General features: G+C 40.8%; 19 protein-coding genes. 13 read left to right on the top strand and 6 right to left on the bottom strand.

What is annotated here, in order from left to right:
* Positions 1–103: 103 nt before the first annotated feature.
* Complete coding sequence (locus ACQKL6_RS15975) at positions 104–688, bottom strand: hypothetical protein (protein ID WP_402958436.1); 585 nt, start codon at positions 686–688, stop codon at positions 104–106.
* Between the two features lie 137 nt (positions 689–825).
* Between ACQKL6_RS15975 and ACQKL6_RS15980 the strand changes: the two genes are divergently transcribed.
* Complete coding sequence (locus ACQKL6_RS15980) at positions 826–1311, top strand: DUF4190 domain-containing protein (RefSeq protein WP_427651465.1); 486 nt, start codon at positions 826–828, stop codon at positions 1309–1311.
* Positions 1312–1398: 87 nt separating this feature from the next.
* On the opposite strand, the gene ispG is transcribed toward ACQKL6_RS15980, so the two are convergent.
* The 3 genes from ispG to ACQKL6_RS15995 all read right to left on the bottom strand — a co-directional run bounded on the left by ispG (position 1399) and on the right by ACQKL6_RS15995 (position 4189).
* Entirely contained in the window at positions 1399–2514 is a 1116-nt protein-coding gene (ispG, locus tag ACQKL6_RS15985; RefSeq protein ID WP_402869891.1) for a flavodoxin-dependent (E)-4-hydroxy-3-methylbut-2-enyl-diphosphate synthase, read from the bottom strand.
* A gap of 232 nt (positions 2515–2746) precedes the next feature.
* A complete protein-coding gene (locus tag ACQKL6_RS15990; protein ID WP_402869532.1) occupies positions 2747–3073 on the bottom strand; it encodes a hypothetical protein in 327 nt (108 codons plus the stop codon).
* 342 nt (positions 3074–3415) lie between these two features.
* Positions 3416–4189, bottom strand: coding sequence for a DUF1189 domain-containing protein (locus ACQKL6_RS15995; protein WP_402869530.1), 774 nt, complete (start codon positions 4187–4189; stop codon positions 3416–3418).
* Between the two features lie 150 nt (positions 4190–4339).
* On the opposite strand from ACQKL6_RS15995, the gene ACQKL6_RS16000 reads away from it, so the two are divergent.
* The 9 genes from ACQKL6_RS16000 to phoU all read left to right on the top strand — a co-directional run bounded on the left by ACQKL6_RS16000 (position 4340) and on the right by phoU (position 13995).
* On the top strand, positions 4340–4825 hold the full coding sequence (locus ACQKL6_RS16000) for a DUF456 domain-containing protein (protein WP_402869528.1): 486 nt from the start codon (positions 4340–4342) through the stop codon (positions 4823–4825).
* A 139-nt stretch (positions 4826–4964) separates the two neighbouring features.
* A complete protein-coding gene (gene sodA, locus ACQKL6_RS16005; RefSeq protein ID WP_402869526.1) occupies positions 4965–5573 on the top strand; it encodes a superoxide dismutase SodA in 609 nt (202 codons plus the stop codon).
* Positions 5574–5789: 216 nt separating this feature from the next.
* Positions 5790–7010: an MFS transporter gene (locus ACQKL6_RS16010; protein ID WP_402869525.1), complete on the top strand. Its 1221-nt coding sequence runs from the start codon at positions 5790–5792 to the stop codon at positions 7008–7010.
* A 196-nt stretch (positions 7011–7206) separates the two neighbouring features.
* The gene (locus ACQKL6_RS16015; RefSeq protein WP_427651467.1) at positions 7207–9375 is read left to right on the top strand and encodes a peptidoglycan D,D-transpeptidase FtsI family protein; all 2169 of its coding nucleotides are present in this window, start codon (positions 7207–7209) and stop codon (positions 9373–9375) included.
* Positions 9376–9592: 217 nt separating this feature from the next.
* Complete coding sequence (locus ACQKL6_RS16020) at positions 9593–10564, top strand: PstS family phosphate ABC transporter substrate-binding protein (RefSeq protein ID WP_402956519.1); 972 nt, start codon at positions 9593–9595, stop codon at positions 10562–10564.
* A gap of 139 nt (positions 10565–10703) precedes the next feature.
* Positions 10704–11603: a phosphate ABC transporter permease subunit PstC gene (gene pstC, locus ACQKL6_RS16025; protein ID WP_402869889.1), complete on the top strand. Its 900-nt coding sequence runs from the start codon at positions 10704–10706 to the stop codon at positions 11601–11603.
* Between the two features lies 1 nt (position 11604).
* Positions 11605–12483 (top strand): phosphate ABC transporter permease PstA, encoded by an 879-nt coding sequence (gene pstA / locus ACQKL6_RS16030; protein ID WP_407408277.1) that lies wholly within the window; start codon positions 11605–11607, stop codon positions 12481–12483.
* Positions 12484–12506: 23 nt separating this feature from the next.
* Complete coding sequence (gene pstB / locus ACQKL6_RS16035; protein WP_402956959.1) at positions 12507–13322, top strand: phosphate ABC transporter ATP-binding protein PstB; 816 nt, start codon at positions 12507–12509, stop codon at positions 13320–13322.
* A gap of 19 nt (positions 13323–13341) precedes the next feature.
* On the top strand, positions 13342–13995 hold the full coding sequence (gene phoU, locus ACQKL6_RS16040; RefSeq protein ID WP_402869517.1) for a phosphate signaling complex protein PhoU: 654 nt from the start codon (positions 13342–13344) through the stop codon (positions 13993–13995).
* Between the two features lie 65 nt (positions 13996–14060).
* On the opposite strand, the gene ACQKL6_RS16045 is transcribed toward phoU, so the two are convergent.
* Positions 14061–14522, bottom strand: a complete 462-nt coding sequence (locus ACQKL6_RS16045) for a hypothetical protein (protein WP_402869515.1) — start codon at positions 14520–14522, stop codon at positions 14061–14063.
* Positions 14515–14910, bottom strand: coding sequence for a hypothetical protein (locus ACQKL6_RS16050; RefSeq protein ID WP_402956525.1), 396 nt, complete (start codon positions 14908–14910; stop codon positions 14515–14517). The genes ACQKL6_RS16045 and ACQKL6_RS16050 overlap by 8 nt, the downstream gene beginning before the upstream one ends.
* A 431-nt stretch (positions 14911–15341) precedes the next feature.
* Here ACQKL6_RS16050 and ACQKL6_RS16055 point away from each other — a divergent pair, with 431 nt between their 5' ends.
* The 3 genes from ACQKL6_RS16055 (at position 15342) to ACQKL6_RS16065 (ending at position 16934) form a co-directional block, all read left to right on the top strand.
* Positions 15342–15950: a hypothetical protein gene (locus ACQKL6_RS16055; protein WP_402869511.1), complete on the top strand. Its 609-nt coding sequence runs from the start codon at positions 15342–15344 to the stop codon at positions 15948–15950.
* 115 nt (positions 15951–16065) lie between these two features.
* Positions 16066–16215 carry a 50S ribosomal protein L33 gene (gene rpmG / locus ACQKL6_RS16060; RefSeq protein ID WP_028391797.1) on the top strand — a complete coding sequence of 50 codons (150 nt, stop codon included), beginning with the start codon at positions 16066–16068 and terminating at the stop codon, positions 16213–16215.
* Positions 16216–16361: 146 nt separating this feature from the next.
* Positions 16362–16934 (top strand): 5-formyltetrahydrofolate cyclo-ligase, encoded by a 573-nt coding sequence (locus ACQKL6_RS16065; RefSeq protein ID WP_402869509.1) that lies wholly within the window; start codon positions 16362–16364, stop codon positions 16932–16934.
* The last annotated feature ends 13 nt before the right edge of the window (positions 16935–16947 follow it).

Here is a 16947-nt window from a genome sequence, read left to right on the forward strand (position 1 = left end):
GTAAATTATTATAGAAATAGAAAAACAGGTGGAGAAAAACAACTCGTTTTTCTCCACCTGTTTTATTTTAGGGACTTATTAGACAGCCCCTTTTTTTACGATCCTATTTTAAGCTTAACGGCTTATCGGGGAGCCAATGGTTGACCCACTGAGAAGCTTCCATCCAGTTATCCACCCTGAAAACCCTTTCTGGTACCGGTCCTTGATTATATGGTGTATTGAATAAAAGGACAGGGATATTACATTCTTCAGAAATGGCGACCGCATTGTCATACTTGTCCTCTAGAAAGAGATCCACGGCGTATTTTTTGGCTGTGGCGACTTTATCATGGGAACCGACTAACTCCAGATGACTGTATTGGACCTGGTTCTTCGTAAACCAGTCTTTTGTTACATCAAGAAGGCGGTCACTCCTGGCACTGATGAAATATAAATCAGCGTGCTTCATCCAGTCCTCGAGAATGTCCTTTGCCCCTTCAGCCATTAAGGATTCCGAATAAATGGTCGGTTCGGTTTCGATGAACCATTTTGTGAAGTCTTCTTTGGGTACATTGACGTAAGGGAATAAATCATATTCATTAATGTCTTCATAAGCTAAATTTAATTGAAAAGCTTTATTTAAATAGGGAACTAGGGTATCGGGTCTTGTTATGGTCCCGTCAATATCGATACCAAATCTTTTTTTCATGATGACTCTCTCCTCATTTTCAGCAACAGTTATTTTAGTGTATCATATTCAAACAAGCCATTGGAAACAATACATATTTAAACCAAGACATGCAACCTTTATCATGAGGGTTATTCGCTATTATACATATACTATAAATGCTCCTAAAAACGAAAGTGAGTGATGGATCAATGGAAGAAGATCAATACTCCATTATTGACAAGGATCATTCAACTGAAGCGGGAAAAGATCCAGTGGTTGTCGTGGATGATGAACATCATGAGCGGTACTATACAGAAGAAAATGCGGTAGAGCAAAGGGCTTATCAAAAAAGAAACGATACTTCAGTCCAGGATAGTCGTTATCAGGAAGAAACTTCTGCCGAGATTTCCACCATTCCTAATAAAAGTAAAATGAATGGACGGTCGGATGCTTCTGGTAAAGCATCGGGTGGAACAGGTATAGGGGCCATTGCGTTAATCATTTCCATTCTCTCGTTGTTCATGATGCCCTTTATATTGGGGATCCTTGGGATCATTATTGGTTTTTCAGCCCGTAAAAGGGGATCGAGCATGGGCTCATGGGCTATAGGTATAAGTGCAGTTTCCATCATTGTGGGCATATTCATCCTGCCGTTCTTTTAAGGAGCATGTTTTTGCTGTTTCCGTTTGTAGCGGAGACAGCTTTTTTGTGGAAACAAAAAAGCCCTGATTAGAATCAGGGCTTTTTTACTATTTAATGACTGCATTAGCCGCTTCTTCTGCTTCAGCTCTTTGCTTTGCATAATACTCTTCGGCGATTTTGTCGATTTCTATTTTTAATTCTTCAACCATGGTTTCTTCAGGTACTTTACGGACGATTTTTCCTTTTCTGAACAGCAAACCTTCGCCTCGTGCTCCGGCAATGCCTATATCAGCCTCACGTGCTTCACCAGGACCATTCACTGCACAACCTAGGACAGATACCTTGATTGGTGCTTTAATCGTCTGGATATACTCCTCGACCTCATTTGCGATGGAGATAAGGTCGATTTCAATTCGTCCACAAGTAGGGCAAGAGATTAGTGTGGCCATATTAGAAGCAAGCCCGAATACTTTAAGGAGCTCCCTTGCTACTTTCACTTCTTCTACAGGGTCTGCGCTCAACGATACGCGGAGTGTGCTACCTATACCCTGGCTAAGGATGGCGCCGAGTCCAGCCGCACTTTTAACCGTACCGGAGAAGAGGGTGCCCGACTCAGTAATTCCCAGATGTAATGGATAATCAAAAGCTCTTGAAGCTTTTTCATAAGCTTCGACTGCCAAAGTAACATCGGATGCCTTCATTGACACGATGATGTCATGGAAATCAAGATCTTCCAGGATCTTGATGTGGTGCAATGCACTTTCGACCATTCCATCTGCTGTTGGATAGCCATATTTGTCGAGGATTTTCTTTTCAAGAGAACCTGCATTGACACCGATACGAATCGGAATGCCTTTAGCTTTGGCAGCTGTTACTACTGCTTCCACTTTTTCTCGGCGTCCGATATTCCCAGGGTTAATCCGTATTTTGTCCGCTCCGCCTTCGATCGCTTTCAAGGCTAGCTTATAGTCAAAATGGATATCGACCACAAGTGGAATATGGATGCGTTTTTTAATTTCAGGGATGGCATCAGCCGCTCTTTCATCCGGGCAGGCCACACGTACAATTTGACAACCTGCTTCTTCAAGACGAAGGATTTCTGCAACGGTTGCTTCAACATCATGTGTTTTAGTTGTTGTCATGCTTTGGATGATTACTTCGTTATTGCCGCCGATTGTTAAGTTTCCAACTTTAATTGGCCGCGTTTTAGTACGATGTATGATTTCACTCAAGTGGAATTCTCTCCTTTAGGAAAAAATCAATTTTGATTTTTCATTTAGTTCACTAAAATATTGTATCAATGTCCATACCGCTTGACAAGGAATAGGACGCATTACTTTTTTATTATGAAGTAAGTATACTCTTTTCAGTCGAGATTTTCTCGATTGAAGTTCGGCTATTTCTAGAAGACATCAATCCCAGCATCGGATAAGATAGATATATCATTACGGTTTATTAGTATGTGGGTACTTTGTACGTTTTACCAATCTGCATATTTTCAGGTTTTAACCCTTCATTCAAACTTTGGAAATCTGATATGACTTCTTCAATTGGCTTGTTTGATGCTCCCCTTTCATTTTCCATGATGGAGAGTAAGGTATCTCCAGGTTTGATGAGGACTTCTTTATATGCGATTGAAGGGGCCGAAGGTTTACTTACGGGCTTGGATGGCTGAACTGAAGTTGCTGACGATGGGGAGGTGGGTAAAGTTCCTGTAGTCATGTCGAAATAAATGATAAATAGAATGAAACAAATTGAGAAAAACATCAGTAACCTTTTCATTATTTCATCCCCCAATATGGTCTTTCATACATATATATTTGGGAGGATGGTGTATTATGCCTGAAATTGGGCAGGTTTTCCTGAGTGTCTTTTAAATAGAGTTTGTTTGGGCAGTCCTTTTTGAAGTTCATTCAAAAATCCCTTTGGTCATGCCATTTCACCCCTTACATACTGATTAAACTCTTATTATAGGCATATGTTCGGGAATAGTTTGTCGATTTTAGGTGAACGGGAAAAATGATGACTACAGTCACATATGGTTAGGGAGCAGGGGTGTCATATGGAATAACGCCCTGTACAAAAAACCAGACAGGCAAGAGCAAGTCTGGTTTTGATTTATTCTTATGATCCTATTTCTTCAGGATTATCATTCGTTTCTTTAATGGATAAGTGAAGCATAATTAACGACACGAACCAGCTAATGAAGGAAGCGAAGGGGACTTCTGCTTGAAAGGCGTCCATGATTGTGAAGAAAATAGTGGACAGCGTGATGCTATATGCGGCAATCCTCCATAGGTGTCTATACGATATTGAACGCCCCATGGTGCTCCGGAATATCGTCCCGAATGCAGCAAGAATGGTCACTTTCAAGAATGTTCCAGCAGCCGTGAATAAATATAAAGTCAGGAGAAGCAACGGCAGGATGATCGGTAGGACGGATTCCACGGAATGGATCCATTTGTATAAATCTTCATTATTTCCTTCTAAGAGTGAATAAGGAGAAGTTTGTATATTGCCATTCGATACAAATACAAGTTCGGATTTTAAAAGGGCCACTGCTTCATCCGTTTTTTCGGAAACATCTTTTGGAGTTAAGGAACCAGTGCCATCCACGAATATTTGGTAGTTGTCTTTTTTCAAGACGAATGGCTCTTTGTCAGCAGAGGTTAGCGTTCCATTTTTAATTTCAAAATCAGGCATTTCCTCCGAGACAGTTTCTGAAATCGCGTTTATTCCATTCGTAATCATTGTACCTAAGTAAAATGCGGAAGGAAGGAAGAATATGAGGCTCAAGAAAAATACATATAAAATTGTCTTACCAATTCCCTGGTTTTGAAAGGAACCGATATCTTTCGGTGAATAGAGGCTCACCCATAGTTGTTTGAATATGTTCATGATTTCAGCACCTATCTTATGATATTCCCCTCAATTTTAACTAGAGTTATGGAATAAAACAACCTGTATCAGCATTCAATGGTTTCAACCGCATATAAACGGGCAAATATGAAGAGGTAAGGTGTATAAAATAGAAGGGATGTTTTATTTGTGGATACGCTATTTTGGATCATCATTATCCTGATGTTCATCATCGGTTTTGTCGGTTTGATTTTTCCCATCATCCCAAGCGTATTATTCATATTCGCAGGGATTTTGTTATATGGACTTTTTTATTCCTTTGAGCCTTTTGGTTGGTTTTTCTGGACGGTCCAAGTTTTGTTTGTCGTTCTTTTATTTTCTGCGGACTATATTGCGAATATGGTCGGCATCAAAAAATACGGAGGGACTAAGGCGGGTGTTTGGGGCAGTACAATCGGGCTCATTGTCGGTCCTTTTGTGATTCCATTTGTGGGAATATTGATTGGGCCCTTCATTGGAGCATTCCTGGCCGAGATCCTTTTCCATAAAAAAGATGTGGTTACGGCATCAAAAATCGGCCTTGGTTCCGTGGTAGGCTTCATAAGCAGCATTTTCACTAAAGGAATCATCCAACTTTTGATGATTGGGTACTTTTTATTCGTGATCTTCGCCTAAAGAACTATAAAATGAAAATAAATATAGGCATAAGATTTGAAACGGATAAGAAAATTTGGTAATCTAATGCTAACGAGCTTTAGGAATCTGAAGATGACTAGAGCCCCAAAAAACAGCTTACATAGGGAGGAATTTTATTATGGCTTTCGAACTTCCACAATTACCTTACGCATACGATGCGTTAGAACCACACATTGACAAAGAAACAATGAACATTCACCACACTAAACATCACAATACGTATGTGACAAACTTAAACAAGGCGCTAGAAGGAAACGAAGAGCTTCAAAGCAAAAGCGTTGAAGAAATCGTTGCTAACCTAGACGCAGTACCAGAAGCTGTACGTACAGCTGTACGCAATAACGGTGGCGGACATGCTAACCACTCATTATTCTGGGAAATCCTTTCACCAAACGGTGGCGGACAACCAACTGGTGAATTAGCAGACGCTATCACTTCTAAATTTGGAAGCTTTGACAGCTTTAAAGAGGAGTTCGCTAAAGCGGCAACTACTCGTTTCGGTTCTGGTTGGGCATGGCTTGCCGTTAACAACGGTGAATTAGAAGTTACTAGCACACCAAACCAAGACAACCCATTATCTGAAGGAAAGACTCCACTTCTTGGATTAGATGTTTGGGAACATGCTTATTACCTGAACTACCAAAACCGTCGTCCTGAATACATCAATTCTTTCTGGAATGTTGTTAACTGGGATGAAGTTGCAAAACGTTACAGCGCAGCTAAATAATTATACGCACTAATAATAAGGCGGAAATCCTTTCGGGGATTTCCGCCTTATTTGTTTTATGGGAACTAATCGTTTACAACTTACTTATTCCTCTTGGATAATCTAAAGGGATAGGCCTGATTGGGAACGCCGATTCATCAGTTTTCTTTCCCTTTCTCACATAAATGCCATTGTTTTTTCAAACACTAGAGTGGAATTTGAAGGGGAGTTAAAACAATGGGTATTTTAGTAAAATGGAAGGGAGAGGCGGGAGCGAAGAAGGATTTGCAGCTTCTCTTGCTGATTGGCGGATTATATAGCCTGAGTGTCGCTTTATCCAATACATTTGTTAATGTGTATCTGTGGAAACAATCCGGTCAAATTATTGATATTGCCGTTTACAATTTAAGTGTGGTTCTTTTCCAACCAATTACTTTTGTATTTGCCGGACGGTTAGCCAAAAAGGTCGACCGAATTATCGTTTTAAGGTTAGGCGTAAGTTTCATGGCTTTGTTTTATTTGACAGTCCTTTTGGTAGGAACGAGGGCCACGGATTTTCTTTTTCTATTGGGGGCCTTGCTAGGGATTGGCTATGGGTTTTATTGGCTAGCGTTTAATGTTTTGACTTTTGAAATTACTGAACCGGATACGAGAGACTTCTTCAACGGTGTTTTAGGGGCTCTACATTCCTTTGGGGGCATGATTGGTCCTATCCTTTCAGGGTTTATTATATCAAGGCTCGAAAAGTTCACGGGGTATACAATCATTTTTGGTTTATCATTATTACTGTTTACCATTGCCGTTTTTCTGAGCTTTTCCTTGAATAGACGCCCTGCTCACGGAAAATACTTTTTTATGAGAGTATGGAAAGAAAGAAAAAATGATAAGAACTGGCGTATGATCACCCGTGCCCATTTTTTTCAGGGGCTTCGGGAAGGAACGTTCATGTTCATCATATCCATCACCATCTTTGTACAAACGGGAAGTGAACTGGCTATAGGGAGCTATGGACTATTGAATTCAGCGGTGTCCTTCATTGCTTATTTTTTTGTTTCGCGGTACATAAAACAACCCATGCGGAAGAAAGCAATCCTTATCGGAGGCATCTTTCTTTATATGGGAGTCTGGCTCATCGCTTTCGATGTGACATTCGGTAAGCTTCTCGTTTATGGGGCCATCGTTGCAGGAGCATATCCGCTGTTGCTTGTTCCATATATTTCTTTGACCTATGACATCATAGGAAGGGCTAAGGATGCAGCTAAAATGCGAATTGAATACGTGGTTGTCCGTGAACTGTTCGTTCATCTTGGAAGGATTGTTTCTGTAGTAGGTTTTATCTGGATGGTCATGAGCTTTGATTTGAAAGAGAGCTTGCCCTTCTATTTGTTAATCGTTGGTGCGGGACATTTGATCATTTATTGGTTTGTGAGGAAAATCGATATCTATGATCGAGAATGAAAAAAGGCCTTGGAGGGCCTTTTTTTATTGTAAGATGGTGGTAAAAAAACGCGAATGAACGGCTTGAGCGTGCTTTTGGGCTAGATTTTCTTTATGTGTCTAATATTTCTAGAACATGAAGGTAGAAAAAAACAAAATTGTTCTATAGAATAGTATAGGACTATCATGACTATGGATAAAGGAAGTGTGGCTTGGTGTGGTAAATACAAAGAAAAAGAAAAAGACGCATGTACCTTTCAGATTGAATGTTCTTTTCTTTTTAGTATTTGTTTTGTTTTCTGGTCTGATTTTGCGTTTGGGTGTCGTACAGATCGTATACGGCGATGATTACCGACGCGAGATTGAAAGAACAGAAGAAGTAACCGTGAATAATTCGGTGCCTCGTGGCAAAATGTATGACCGGAATTTGAAATTGATGGTCGACAATCAGCCGCTGGATGCAATTACATATACAAGAAAGCAAGGTACGAAACAAATAGAAATGGTTGAAACGGCCGAGAAGCTAGCTAAGTTGATTGATAAAGAAGCCGATAAGGTCACGGATCGTGATAAAAAGGATTTTTGGATCCTGCGTAATCCAGAGCTTGCGGAGAAAAAGATTACGGATAAAGAAAGAAAAAAGGTAGAAGAGGGAGAGCTTGAAGAAGCTGATTTGTACAAGCTACAGCTCGAACGTATTACAGAAGAAGAAATGGAGCTTTCCAAAAAGGAAATGGAAGTCCTGGCCATTTATAGGGAGTTCGCCAGTGGTTATGCACTGACTCCACAAATCGTGAAAAACAAGAAAGTAACCAAGGAAGAGTTTGCAAGGGTGAGTGAAAATCTCGATTCGCTTCCAGGTGTGGATATTTCAACCGATTGGGACAGGTTCTATACCTATAATAAAACGCTTAAGTCTGTGCTAGGAAAGGTTTCTTCTTCAGAAGAAGGATTGCCTAGCGAAAGCCTTGATTATTATTTAGCACGTGATTACAGCCGGAATGACCGTGTGGGTAAAAGTTATATTGAGTTGCAATATGAAGATGTCCTCCAAGGCCAAAAGGCAAAAGTGAAGAATGTAACCGATAAATCAGGAAACGTTGTGGATTCAGAAGTCATTACTGAAGGACAGCGTGGGAAAGACCTGGTGTTGACGGTTGATATGGATTTACAGTTGGCAACAGAGGAAATCATTGAAAAGCATTTAATCAGCAAGAAAAAGATGGGGAACACAAAATTCTTGGATAGAGCGTTTGTCGTGATGATGGATCCGAAAACGGGAGAAGTTTTAACGATGGCAGGTAAAAAATATGACAAGGATGAAAAGACGGGAAAAAGGTCCATTAATGATTTCGCATTAGGAAACATCACGACTTCTTATACGATGGGTTCTGCTGTGAAGGGTGCGACTGTTTTGACTGGTTATCAACAAGGAGCCATTCAGCCCGGAACATTCTTCTATGATACAAAGTTGAAGATCAAAGGTACAAAGGAAAAAGGATCTTATAGCAATTTCGGGAACATAAACGATTTAACGGCTTTAAAAGTCTCTTCCAACGTTTATATGTTCAGGACCGCCATTAATATTGCAGGTGCACATTATGTGCCGAATGAGCCTTTAAACATTAAATCCAGTGCATTTTCAACGATGCGAAATTCGTTTGCCCAGTTTGGTTTAGGGGTTCGTACGGGAATCGATCTCCCGATGGAAATGAATGGTTTCAAGGGTTCCGAAACAACTCCGGGTAAATTACTGGATTTTGCTATCGGTCAGTATGATACATACACTCCTATGCAACTTGCGCAGTATGTGTCCACGATTGCCAATGGCGGGAACCGTATGGAACCCCACATTGTTAAGGAAATACGTGATCCGGTTGATGAAAATGATGAATTGGGTCCCATTTCCGAAGAAGTTTCACCAACTGTCCTGAATCGTCTTGATATGAAGGATGAATGGATTACCCGTGTACAAAAGGGCTTTGAAAAGGTAACGATGGAAGTAGGCGGAACCGCTTATTCTTACTTTGGAAATAAGTCTTATACAGTAGCGGCCAAAACAGGTACGGCGGAAGCATTCTATGATGGTCCGAGTAGATTGGATTATAGCGAGCCTCAAGCCACGATGAATATCACGCTTGTGGGTTATGCTCCAGCCGAAAACCCGGAAGTTGCATTTGCTGTTGTCGTTCCTTGGGCATATCAGGGACATTCAGGTCATTCCATGAGTAAAGAAATTGGTGCGGAAATCATGGATACTTATTTCAAGCTGAAAAAAGAGCGGACCGAGAAAAAAGATACGAATGCATCAACCGATTTGAAAGTTGAGAACGGTAAAGAGATTCAAAAAGAGCAAGCTGAAATAAGAGATAGTCAAGACGAATAAAGAAAAGATACACGCTTTTGGGATCAACCCAAAGCGTGTTTTTTTATGTTCAAATGGGGATGTTCAGGGTGCAACCACTTTTCTCTTAGCATCTTTACACTAGGTGAACAATCATTTACTGAATATTTACAATTCCTTTATACGAGGTTTACAGAGTAATCGTATGATTTGTATGTAGGACAAATTAATCATAAAAAAATATTAGGGGGACTTACGCATGAGATATTTCAAGGGGATGGCGATGACTGTAGTAATGGGTGGAGTGATAGCCATTGCGGCTGGTTGTGGTGCGGATGATTCGACTAAAACAAGCGGTGCAAAAGGGGAAGGCTCTAGCTCATCTTCATTGGCAGGGGAAGTCATCATGGATGGTTCTTCTACTGTATTTCCCATAGTAGAGGCAGTTGCGGAAGAATATATGGCTGAACAACCGGATGTGAAAGTTTCTGTAGGATCTTCAGGAACGGGCGGGGGATTTAAAAAATTCATTGCCGGTGAAACGGATTTAACGAATGCGTCCCGACCTGTCAAAGAGGAAGAAAGTAAATTGATCGATGAAAAAGGTATTGAATATACAGAATTGAAATTAGCGTTTGATGGCATCTCGATAGTGGTCAACAAAGATAATGATTTTATTGAACACATGACAGTCGAGGAACTAAAAGAACTATGGGTTGATAATGGAACCGTGAAGAAATGGTCTGATATACGTCCGGAATGGCCAAAGGAAGAGATTAAGTTTTATTCCCCGGGTACAGACTCAGGCACATACGATTATTTCAATGAAGTCATACTCGAGGAAAAACCGATGGTGGAGAACGCGACACTTTCCGAAGATGATAATGTCTTGGTTCAAGGAGTAGAGGGGGATAAGAATGCCATAGGGTTCTTTGGATTCGCGTACTATGCAGAGAATAAGGATAAATTAAAGGTCATCTCCATCGATAATGGAAATGGGGCCGTTGAGCCAACCCATGAAACGATTAAAAGTGGGGACTATGCTCCTTTGTCTCGTCCCTTATTTACCTATGTAGCGAACAAATCAGTAGCAGAGAAGGAACAAGTAGCGGATTATACGGAATTCATGATTGAAAATGCGGGAGAACTATCTGAAGAAGTAGGGTACATCAGCCTTCCGGAAGAGGAGTATAAAAAGGATCTTGATAAATTGAAAGAACTAAAGGAATAGACGGTTTAATCATGTCACTCCTTTCCGTCTCCTCATCTGAATTCAGAGCGGGGAACGGATGGTCATTCAAATATTGCGTGTTTGAAATGGAGGATGCATTTTGGAACTGAAACAAGCAGAAGCCTATTCTGTACAGCGAATGATCCTGGAGAGAAAAAATAAAAAAAGGTTCAATCTGGAAAAGCTGATTCCGGTCATGCTGTTCCTAACAGCGGCCATATCGGTCTTCACGACCATTGGAATTGTCTTTACCCTTATTTTTGAGACGTTTATATTTTTTGAGAAGGTATCGATAGTTGAATTTTTTACAAATGGTAAGTGGTTACCTTTTGCCGCCACTCCTTCTTATGGAATTATGCCACTTGTTGTAGGTACACTGAAGATAGCGGTAATAGCCTCGCTAGTTGCGGTCCCCGTAGGACTTGCCACTGCCATTTTCTTGAGTGAATATGCATCGGAGAAAACGCGGAGAGTGATAAAGCCGATTCTAGAAGTGTTAGCGGGGATTCCCACTATCGTTTACGGATTCTTTGCCTTGACCTTCGTTACACCGGTTTTGCGTGATCTCTTCCCCTTCCTGGAAATGTTCAATGCGCTAAGCCCTGGGATCGTCGTAGGAATCATGATCATGCCGATGATAGCCTCTTTATCGGAAGATGCACTTATCTCGGTACCGAAATCGATCCGTGAGGGTGCATATGCTCTAGGTGCCACAAAGCTTGAAACGACGATAAAGGTGGTCCTGCCAGCTGCTGTATCCGGCATTGTGGCTTCCATCGTCCTGGCTATCTCGAGAGCAATAGGAGAGACGATGATCGTGAGTGTGGCAGGTGGTTCGACTCCTAGCGTGAGCATGGACGTCACCTCATCGATTCAAACGATGACAGCCTATATCGTGCAGGTCAGTAGTGGGGATGCTGGGTATGGAACAACGATATACTACAGCATCTATGCGGTCGGAATGACACTGTTCGCTTTTACGCTAATCATGAATCTGCTGGCGCAGTTCATCTCCCGCAGGTACAGGGAGGAATATTAACATGAAACTGATAAATAAAGGTCTTGTAGCAAAGAAAATGCCTGTCCGGCTGGCGATTAACTCAATCTGTAAAGGGTTATTCTTCTTGGCAACCTTATTTGGGCTCCTGATCTTAGCCCTCTTATTCTATCGGATATTTACTCAAGGGATTGGTCACTTGAATGGGGATTTTCTCCAGAACTTCGCTTCCCGAAAACCTGAAGAAGCTGGGGTAAAGGCTGCTCTCATTGGTTCATTATGGCTGATGGCCGTCGTTGCACCGGTTGCTCTTATGTTGGGGGTTGGGACGGCCATCTATTTGGAGGAATATGCGAAAAAGAATTGGATCACCACATTCATCAAAGTTAATATATCTAACCTGGCGGGAGTTCCCTCCATTGTATTCGGATTGCTTGGTTTGACGGTTTTCGTCAGGGCTTTGGCCTTGGATCGCTCCATTTTGGCAGCAGGACTAACGATGAGCCTACTCGTCCTGCCAGTCATCATTGTAGCGGCACAGGAAGCCATTAGGGCTGTACCTCGTGAATTAAGAGATGCTTCTTATGGAATGGGTGCCACGAAATGGCAGACCATCTGGAAAGTGGTCCTGCCAGCAGCGATACCAGGGATTTTAACAGGTGGGATCCTTGCTTTATCCCGGGCAATCGGAGAAACCGCTCCATTGGTGGTGGTCGGCATTCCATTATTCATTGCCTTTTTACCGCAATCAGTCATGGATACGTTTACGGTGCTCCCTATGCAAATCTATAACTGGACATCGCGTCCTCAGGAAGAATTTCAACAGGTGGCTGCAGCAGGAATCATCGTGTTGCTCATTCTGCTCATTTTCATGAATTCAATTGCTGTGGTAATCCGAAATAAATTTCAGAAAAGATACTGATGGGGGGAGAAGATAATATGAACATGACCTTAGCGAAACAAGAGGTTCCACTAATTAAAAATGAAAAAAAGCCTGTTTCTTCAAGGGCTCCCGTATATAAAACGGCAGGGCTCAATCTATGGTATGGGGAAAACCATGCATTGAAAAATATTGATCTTGATATGCATGAGAATGAGGTGACCGCAATCATCGGTCCGTCAGGATGTGGGAAATCCACCTTTATCAAAACGTTGAACCGGATGATCGAACTTGTTCCAGGCGTAAGGACGACAGGACAGATTAAATACCGGAACCGTAATATCCTGGATCAATCTTATAAAGTGGAGGATTTGAGAACGCAGGTGGGTATGGTTTTTCAAAAACCGAACCCTTTCCCTAAATCAATCTATGAGAATGTGATATATGGACCGAAACTTCATGGCATCAAGAATAAAAAGATTTTGGACGAAATAGTGGAAAAAAGTTTAAGAGGTGCTGCCATCTGGGATGAAGTAAAAGACCGTCTTCAAGAAAATGCATATGGACTCTCAGGTGGGCAACAACAGCGACTTTGTATCGCTCGGTGTCTCGCCATTGAACCTGATGTCATTTTAATGGATGAACCGACATCAGCGCTCGATCCGATTTCCACATTAAAAATTGAAGAATTGATCCAAGAGCTAAAAAAAGATTTTAGTATTATAATCGTTACCCATAATATGCAGCAAGCGGCCCGAATCTCTGATAAAACGGCTTTCTTTCTAAATGGAGAAGTCATCGAGTATGACGACACCGATACCATCTTCTCGAACCCGCATGATAAGAGGACCGAAGATTATATTACAGGTAGGTTTGGATGAGAGAAAAGGGGGCAGATGCATGATTGTACGCGAAAATTTCGAACTTCAGTTAAAAGAATTACAAGGGAAAATCGTTGAGTTGGCTGAATTGGCATCAGGCGCAATCACTAAATCATTTATGGCACTCGAGAACAGGGATTTTGAAGAAGCGCTTGGAGTCATCGAGGATGATACGAAAGCAGATTTATTGGAAGAGGAAATTAACGACTTCGCCATTCTCCTAATTGCTAAACAACAACCGGTTGCCATCGATTTACGGAGGATTATTGCTGCCATCAAAATTGCATCCGATATGGAGAGAATGGCAGACTTTGGCGTTAATATAGCCAAATCGGCCATACGAATCGGTGATCAGCCTTTCATTCTTCCGATAACTTCATTGAAAGAGATGTATGATATCACACTGAAGATGATTGAACTTTCCATTGATGCCTTTGAGAGGGAAGATATTACTTTAGCGCGAGAAATCATTGAAATGGACGATGAGGTCGATCGTTTCTATGGGGATATGATCCGAAGTCTCCTAAGATTGTCGGATGAAAAGAACCTACAACAGGTGACTCAACTTTCCTTCATTGCCCGCTATCTAGAACGAACGGCTGATCATACAACGAATATTGCCGAAAATATATACTTCCTTGTGAGGGGGCGTTATATCAGCCGCAGGGATTGAATATAGGCAGTTTTAATAGAGAGACTTTGCCTGGCCGGCAGCCATTCAAAGTCTCTCTTTTATCATTATTGTGTCAGTGTCTTGGCCAATTGTCGATAGGTCATGTTATCCGTGACGACAAATTCGCCAATCTGAATGTTCTTGGAGAAGCCCTGATCTTCAACGTAAGACTCAAAACGTGCAGCGTCATCGATGATTTTTTCCTTTTCCAGTTTCGTTGCTATTTCTAGTGTAGTCATATTGGCTTTCACTTCTAAGGTATAGGAAACAACAGGATTATTCTTTTTGGGAACCTCTTTCTCTTGTTTCTTCTCCTCCTTGTCGATCCTTTTTTCTTCTTTTTCGGAATTTAGCCTTTCGTCTTTCTGCAAGGATACGAGATAGCCTTTTTCATTCAGCAATTTCTTAGCTTCTTCCACAGTCGGTCCAGTTTCTTCGTTGGGCTCCGTCATATAATAAAAACCAGCAAAGATTGTTGTGGAAACAATGAGGCCTGCTGAAAAGGCCTGAAGAGTCACTTTATTCATCTTCTTTTCCCCGCAATCCATATTCTTCAATGACTGAAAGGGTTTGTTCTTTCGTCAAAGAGGATTGTTTGGCGATCTGGTCCAGTGAAAGTCCTTGGTTGTATAAAGAAAGAACCTGGCTCTTTAAGATTTTATGAATGGACTCCCTGTCATTTGAAGGAGTGGTTGCTTTGAGACGGTTTGCCTCAGAGTGGTCTGGCCCGTCCTGGATCACAAATTCCTCTTCAAGAATCTTCACCTTTTTCTTCAATTGGTAGATATCCTGCATATAGGTTATAGTCATTTGTTCTAGATCTTCTTCTAATTTAGCAACCTTGTCTTGTTTGAAAAAAGAAATAATAAGAAGGATGATTGCCAATGAGAATAATAGAATAATTAAGATTTGCATGTTTTCACCTCAGGGAGAAAATTTTCGACATTTACATCTATTTTACACATATTTATTAAAAATTTGGTGATTTTCCTTTTATTATATTTTTAAAATAGCATTTCTTTTCCTAATCTGACGGATTTTCATTCGCTATTTGTCGAAAATGCACTCGTTTTTATAAAAAAAAATAAATATGGATAATAATTTTGATGTAAATCCCTTTATTTCTAAAGTAAATAAATTTCGACAAAATGTGTTTATTGTTCATTGGCGAATTCAATGCTAACATAAATGTAATAAAATAAACTGAAAAATCAAATAGTTTTATTTCTTAAACAAGGTAAAGCCTTTCTTAAAATTAGTGTGTAGGATTATGAGAGATTGAGTGTCACTGTCAGCGCCTATCGTTAAGTGTGATATAAATTCGAAAAGAGAAAGGGATGATTTTTATGAGTTCATTATCCGCATATATGCCACAGGATAACCGGGAAGTATTTCGAAAGGGGTTAAAGGCGGGGCTATGGATGGACGAGAGTTTTGATTGGTATCCTGAAGAGGATATGATGAGTCATCCCGGCGGGGAAATAAGGTCGCTTTTACAAACGTTTACCCAAGGAAAAATAACATTTTCAAAGTTCACGATAAGAAATACGTCCTTTGAGCCTAAATATCCAAAGATGTTCTTTCATTATGAAAACGCTTTCGAAAAGCAAGCGGTCGCTTTTTACAGTCCGGGTGAGCGGGCAATCCTACATGTTGCGACGCAGTCGATTGCCCTATTAGGAGGAGTTGTAAAGGGGAAAGGTATTTCACAATACTGTATTCAGGGGAAAGGGAGTCTCTATCAAGAAGGATGTTTTAAATCGTTGAAAGAAGGGATCCTTGCTTACTCACCACTTGCCAAAGGGGAGGTCACCAGTATGTTCACCCTGGAAACGGAAATCCTGCCAAAGGAATGTGTGGAAGTAGTGGCATGGGCCATACATGCTGAAACAAAAGAAGAAGCAAAACTCCTGAATCACAATCTTCTTCAAACCATGAAAAACGGCGAGAACTAGGAAAAAAAAAGTTAAATTAATTTTTCCCGAAAAACATACTAGCATTTCACAATAAATAATGCTATTATAGAAAAGTCCTATGTGAAAAAGTCAATATGTTTGGAGGGAAATACACATGCGCGTAAATATTACATTAGCTTGCACTGAATGTGGAGACCGTAACTATATTTCTAAAAAAAATAAACGTAACAATCCAGACCGTCTTGAGCTTAAAAAATACTGCTCAAGAGAAAAACGCAGCACAACTCACCGCGAAACAAAGTAAGCAACAGGATTTTCCTGTTGTTTTTTTTTTGCTTTTTTCCCTTTTAGCCATTAATCCTAAAATTCGACAACTTTCTATTTCGGCTTTCGTAAATGAGTTCATTTTATGAGATACTGATAGTAGTAGACTTAAAGGAGTATAAAATGATGAGAGAGAATAAAAAGATAATCAGGCAACGCATTCGAACTCATTTAATGGAAATGAGCAATGAAGAGCATGAGGAGCTATCAAATAAGATTGCCGAAAATCTATTTTCACTTGACGAGTGGAAACAGGCCAAAACCATCGGCATTACCATTTCCATCTACCCTGAAATTTCAACGGTCAGGATCATTGAACAAGCATGGAGAGAAGGCAAGTCGATTGCCGTACCGAAGTGCTACCCAGAAGAGAAGGCAATGGATTTTAAGAAAATCACTTCTTTCAATCAGTTAGAGTCCGTTTATTATGGTCTTCTTGAACCAATGGAGGATACGAAAAAAGCATCCGTCCGTGAATTGGATCTTTTGGTTGTCCCGGGTTTGGCATTTTCGAATGAAGGATATCGTCTAGGATTTGGCGGAGGTTATTATGATCGTTTCCTTTCTCATTACAGTGGAAAGACGTTAGCGCTTGCCTACGATGTTCAAATACTGGATGACTTGCCAATAGAGGTGCATGATATCGCCGTTGGTAAACTGATTACTCCCACGAAAGTTTTACGTACATATGCTCATTAGAGCAAGAAGAGGT

Source organism: Peribacillus sp. NPDC097197 (assembly GCF_050278025.1).
Taxonomy (GTDB): Bacteria; Bacillota; Bacilli; order Bacillales; family DSM-1321; genus Peribacillus.